Annotated in this window: 3 protein-coding genes and 2 pseudogenes; all 5 read left to right on the plus strand. The window is 71.6% G+C overall.

Features of this window, described 5'->3' with window-relative positions; translation table 11 throughout:
- Positions 1-87: pseudogene (locus ACFVSN_RS44970) on the plus strand (ATP-binding protein); the annotation flags it as partial.
- A gap of 408 nt (positions 88-495) precedes the next feature.
- Complete coding sequence (locus tag ACFVSN_RS44975; protein WP_380448993.1) at positions 496-3,852, plus strand: nitrate- and nitrite sensing domain-containing protein; 3,357 nt, start codon at positions 496-498, stop codon at positions 3,850-3,852.
- A gap of 10 nt (positions 3,853-3,862) precedes the next feature.
- The gene (locus tag ACFVSN_RS44980) at positions 3,863-4,276 is read left to right on the plus strand and encodes a roadblock/LC7 domain-containing protein (protein WP_030291361.1); all 414 of its coding nucleotides are present in this window, start codon (positions 3,863-3,865) and stop codon (positions 4,274-4,276) included.
- Between the two features lie 162 nt (positions 4,277-4,438).
- Positions 4,439-5,119, plus strand: a complete 681-nt coding sequence (locus tag ACFVSN_RS44985) for a DUF742 domain-containing protein (protein ID WP_380448991.1) — start codon at positions 4,439-4,441, stop codon at positions 5,117-5,119.
- A pseudogene (locus ACFVSN_RS44990) lies at positions 5,100-5,260 on the plus strand (ATP/GTP-binding protein); the annotation flags it as partial. The gene ACFVSN_RS44985 and the pseudogene ACFVSN_RS44990, both read left to right, overlap by 20 nt.

Here is a 5,260-nt window from a genome sequence, read left to right on the forward strand (position 1 = left end):
ATCACCCTCGACGCCCGCCGCCGCGACAGCGCCAAGAGCGCCCTCATCACCCTCGTCGAACACGCCCTCCTCGCCCGACTCCGCTAGCCGACGCGGGGGTGCGAGCGACACCACCGCCCCGGCGGACCGTCCAGGCGACGGTCCGCCGGGGCGGGGCTGCTTACCGGCAGGTGTCCGGCGGGGGCACCGCGCAAGACCCGCTCATAAGCGGTGGATAACGGTTCGGTAGGCATTTTGTGATCAACAGTGACGCTACGTGGCCGAATCACGTCACTCAGCGCCAGAAGACCACGGTTTTGCGCCGTCATGTCGGCGAATGTCCAGATTGTGCCGACGCGGGCGGCATGCGGGGTCTGTTTGTCCCCCATCCCTGCACGTGCTGAAATTCCAGCTACCCCTGTCGCTTTTCCCGCCCGGCCCACCGGCGGCGGAGCGTGGCCCGGGGCAGCGCTGGATTGATCCATGGCCGGCTGTCGGCCGAGAGGTAGTTGTCGAGTGAGGCGTAAGCAGCAACCCGCCCCGCAGCGGCGCTCCGAGCCCCGCCAGAGCGAGCCGAACGGTACCGCGACGGAATCGGCCGGATTCTCCGCGTTCACCCCGACCGAGGAGCGTTCACAGGCACCACAGCCCGTGAAGCCCGCGGTCGGCCCGAAGGAGCCCCGCAGCGGCGGCTCCACGGGTTCGACGGGCTCCGAGAGCTCCAGCCGCTACGACTTCCTCAGGCCGCGCAACTGGCGCGTGCCGACGCGTCTGATCGCGATCCTCCTGATCCCGGTCATCATCAGCCTCGTGTTCGGCGGCCTCCGCGTGAACACCTCGGTCGACGGCTACATCAAGGCGTCCCGCGCCGAGAAGACCGCCGAGCTCGCCAAGGCGGCCACCGAACTCGCCGAGGCGCTCGAGAACGAGCGCGACAAGACGCTGATACCCCTCCTCACCAAGCAGGACCCGGACGGCACGGTCGCCAAGACCCGCGCCACCACGGACGCCGCGCTGAAGGCCTACAACGCCGCCTACGACGCGTCCGACAAGTCCGGCGAGCTCCCGCGCCGCCACCAGGCCTTCCAGGACCTCGTGGTCAACCTGCCGCACCTGCGCGCCAGCGCGTACGGCCAGGAGCTGTTCGCCAGCGCCACCGCGAACGCGTACTCGACGCTGTTCGCCCCGCTGCTCGCGTACGACAACTCGGTCGGCCTCGGCTCCACGAACGCGGCCAGCAAGGGCCGCGCGATCTACGCCATGTCGCTGGCCAAGGCCGCGTCCTCGTCCCAGCGCGCGCTCATGCTGCACCTGCTCGTGGGCATCGGGTCGAACTCGGTGACCCGCTACGAGAACCAGGACCTCACCCTGCAGGTCGTGGTCTCGGAGAAGCTGGAACAGACCGCGATCACCGAGTTCACCACCGGTAGCGACCCGGTCGACGCCAAGAAGTACGCCGACGCACAGGTCGCCCTGGCCACCGCGCAGGACCGCTCGGCGTACAAGATGCCCGACGGCCGCGCGCCGACCATGCAGTCGCTGCTGAACCTCGCCTCCGCCTACAGCCAGGCCGCCGCCGACGGCCAGACGAAGGGCAAGGCCGCCGCCGACGCCGCCTTCAAGGAGGCCAAGGACGCCGGTCTGACCCCGGAGAACTGGAACCAGGCTGCCGCCACGCACATCCAGGCGCTGCGCAACACCGAAGTCGCGCTCCTCGACGACGTGCTCACGGACTCCCGGAACCTCAAGGACAACGCGCTCTACGACGCCATCCTCAACACGGTCATCGTCGTCGCCGCGCTCATCCTGGCCGGGCTGCTCACCGGTTACGTCGCCCGCTCGATGATCCTCGGCATGCGCACCCTGCGCAGCGCCGCCCTGGAGATCGCCGACAACCGCCTGCCGGACCTCGTCGAGAAGCTCTCCAAGACCGACCCCGAGCGGGTCGACACCTCCGTCGCCCCGATCCCGCTGCACGGCAAGGACGAGATCGGCGAGGTCGCCCGGGCGTTCGACCAGGTCCACCGCCAGGCCGTCGAGCTCGCCGCCGAGCAGGCGCTGCTGCGAGGCAACGTCAACGCGATCTTCACCAACCTGTCGCGCCGCAGCCAGGGCCTCATCCAGCGCCAGCTGGCGCTGATCACGGACCTGGAGAACAACGAGGCCGACCCGGACCAGCTGGAGAACCTCTTCAAGCTGGACCACCTCGCGACCCGCATGCGCCGCAACGGCGAGAACCTCCTCGTCCTCGCGGGCGAGGAGGCCGGCCGCCGCTGGAACACCCCGGTCCCGCTGGTCGACGTGCTCCGCGCCGCCGCGTCCGAGGTGGAGCAGTACGAGCGCGTCGAGCTGTCCGGCATCCCGGAGGTCGAGATCGTCGGCGCCGCCGTGACCGACCTCGTCCACCTGCTCGCCGAGCTGCTGGAGAACGCCACCTCGTTCTCCAGCCCGCAGACCCGGGTGCTGGTCAACGCGACCCGCCTGCCGGACGGCCGCGTGCTGGTCGAGATCCACGACAAGGGCATCGGCCTCACCGCCGACGACTTCGCCGAGATCAACGAGAAGCTGGCCGAGCCGCCCACGGTCGACGCCACCATCTCCCGCCGCATGGGCCTGTTCGTGGTCGGCCGGCTCTCCCAGCGGCACGACATCCGCGTCCAGCTCCGCCCGTCCGGCGAGTCGGCCGGCACCACCTCGCTCGTCATGCTCCCGCCGTTCGTCACCAAGGGCGGCCCGGCGCCGGAGCCCGAGGAGCAGTTCACCGTCTCGCGGATCTTCGCCGAGCAGGAGCCGGCCTCCGAGTGGGCCCCCGACGGCCGCGCCCGCAGCGCCGCCGAGCTGGGCTTCGACGACCACCTGACCGGCATCGGCAACGCCGGCTCCTCCGGCTTCAGCCCGGCCCTGGAGTCCGTCCAGCGCTCCCAGCGCCTCGACCAGGTGCGCCGCGCCGCGCTGGAGGCCTCCCCGTACGGGGACGCCGAGCAGCCGGTCCTGGACGCCGAGGTCGAGGAGGAGTACCCGCAGCAGGGCTACGACCAGTACGCCCCGCAGCAGGGCTACCAGCAGCCCTACGCCGACGACCAGTACGGCTACGGGCAGCAGGACGGCTACGGCCAGGACGCGTACGGCCAGTACCCGCAGCAGGGCTACGACCAGTCGGGCTACGCGGACGACCAGTACGCGCAGCAGGACTACCAGGGCCAGGGCTACCAGGGCTACGACGACGGCTACGCCGGCGACCAGTACGCCCACCAGGCCCAGGACGCCCCGGCCGGCCACCCGTACGCCCCGGAGCCGCCCGCGCTGCCCGCCGCCGAGGCCCCCGCCACCCTGCCGTCCGGGCTGCCGCAGCGCCGCCCCGGCCAGCAGCTGGCCACCGGCGGCCCGGTCGGGACGCCCGCGCCCGCCGGGGCCAACGGCGAGACCCCGAACTGGTTCGCCGGCGCCAAGGACACCTCGTCGCCCGCCGAGTCGCGCGGACACGACGTGTCGGCGCTCGGCGGCTACGGCCCGACCGGCCCGACCGCCAACTCCGCCTGGCAGTCGCCGAACGACAACGCCTGGCAGCGGGCCGAGCAGCTGCGCGAGCCCTCGTCCGCCGGCACCACCCAGTCCGGCCTGCCGCGCCGCGTGCCCAAGCAGAACCTGGTGGCCGGCAACGCCAAGCCCACCCCGCAGGACGGGCCGCAGGTCTCCCGCAGCCCCGAGGAGGTCCGTGGCCGTCTCACGAACCTGCGCCGCGGCGTGGAGCAGGGCCGCACCGCCGGCAACACCGGAAGCTTCCGGATCGACCCCGATCAGGTAGACCAGTCCGGCAACGGACAGAACCGGAGCACCGATCTCTTCGGCGGCTCGAACCACCAGGAGCGTTGAGTTGACTCAGATGAGCCAGGCCGCACAGAACCTGAACTGGCTGATCACCAATTTCGTGGACAACACCCCCGGGGTGTCCCACACCGTGGTGGTCTCCGCGGACGGCCTCCTGCTGTGCATGTCCGAGGGCTTCCCCCGGGACCGCGCCGACCAGCTCGCCGCCGTCGCCTCCGGCCTCACCTCCCTCACCTCCGGCGCCAGCCGGATCTTCGAGGGCGGCGAGGTCAACCAGACCGTCGTCGAGATGGAACGGGGCTTCCTGTTCCTCATGGCCATCAGCGACGGCTCCGCCCTCGCCGTCCTGGCCGCCCCCGACTCCGACATCGGCCTCGTCGGCTACGAAATGGCCCTGCTCGTCGACCGCGCAGGCGCCGTCCTCACCCCCGCACTCCGCGCAGAACTCCAGGGCAGTCTCCTGCACTGACGGTTCGTCGGATACCGTCCAGGTATTCGAAGCACCTCCGCGTCCCTCCCGGGCCCGCTTCGGCGGGCTCGGGTTCGGACGTTGTACGGCCTTCGCACCACAGGCTCCGGACTCGTTCCGGGGCTCGCACCGCAACCGCCGCACCTTGTGAGGAGAGGAACCGTGACACCGCCCGACGACCGCAGCGGCCAGTACGGTGGCGTTCCGTACCCTGGCACGGGCCATGACGCCTTCGGAGCACCCGGCGTCGGCCACGGTCAGCCGTACGGCCGGCCGCAGTTCGGCCAGGAGTACGGCCAGCCGCCGTACGGTCAGCAGCAGGAGCAGTACGGCCGGCCCGGCCAGTACGCCCAGCCCGGCCAGTACGCCCCGCAGCCGCAGCCCTCCTTCGACATGCCGCCGCCCGGCTACCCGGTCCCGCCGGCCGGACCCGGCCACGCGCCCGGCCACCACCCGGCCCAGGACCCCGGGCACGTCGAGGAGTTCGAGGACGAACCCGACTCCGGCCCGCTGATCCGGCCGTTCGCGATGACCGGCGGCCGCACCCGGCCCCGCTACGAACTCGCGCTGGAGGCCCTCGTCTCCGCCGACGTGGACCCGCAGCGCCTGGCCACCCTGCTCCCCGAGCACCAGCGGATCTGCACCCTGTGCACGGAGGTCAAGTCCGTCGCCGAGGTGTCGGCGCTGCTCTCCCTCCCGCTGGGAGTCGCGCGCATCCTCGTGGCCGACCTGGCCGAGGCCGGCCTCGTCGCCATCCACCAGCCCGCTTCCGGAGGCGAATCCGGAAACCAGCCCGACGTCACGCTGCTCGAAAGGGTCCTCAGTGGACTTCGCAAGCTCTAACGCGGCCGCCCCCACCCGCGCCACCACCTCCGCGAAGATCGTCGTCGCGGGCGGCTTCGGTGTCGGCAAGACCACGCTCGTCGGCGCCGTCTCCGAGATCAACCCCCTGCGCACCGAAGCCGTCATGACCTCGGCCTCCGC

This window comes from Kitasatospora sp. NPDC057904 (assembly GCF_042887925.1).
GTDB lineage: Bacteria > Actinomycetota > Actinomycetes > Streptomycetales > Streptomycetaceae > Kitasatospora.

Bases quoted from the DNA above. Each gene is read 5' to 3' on its own strand.
- ACFVSN_RS44980 (WP_030291361.1), top strand. From the start codon at position 3,863: ATGAGCCAGGCCGCACAGAACCTGAACTGGCTGATCACCAATTTCGTG.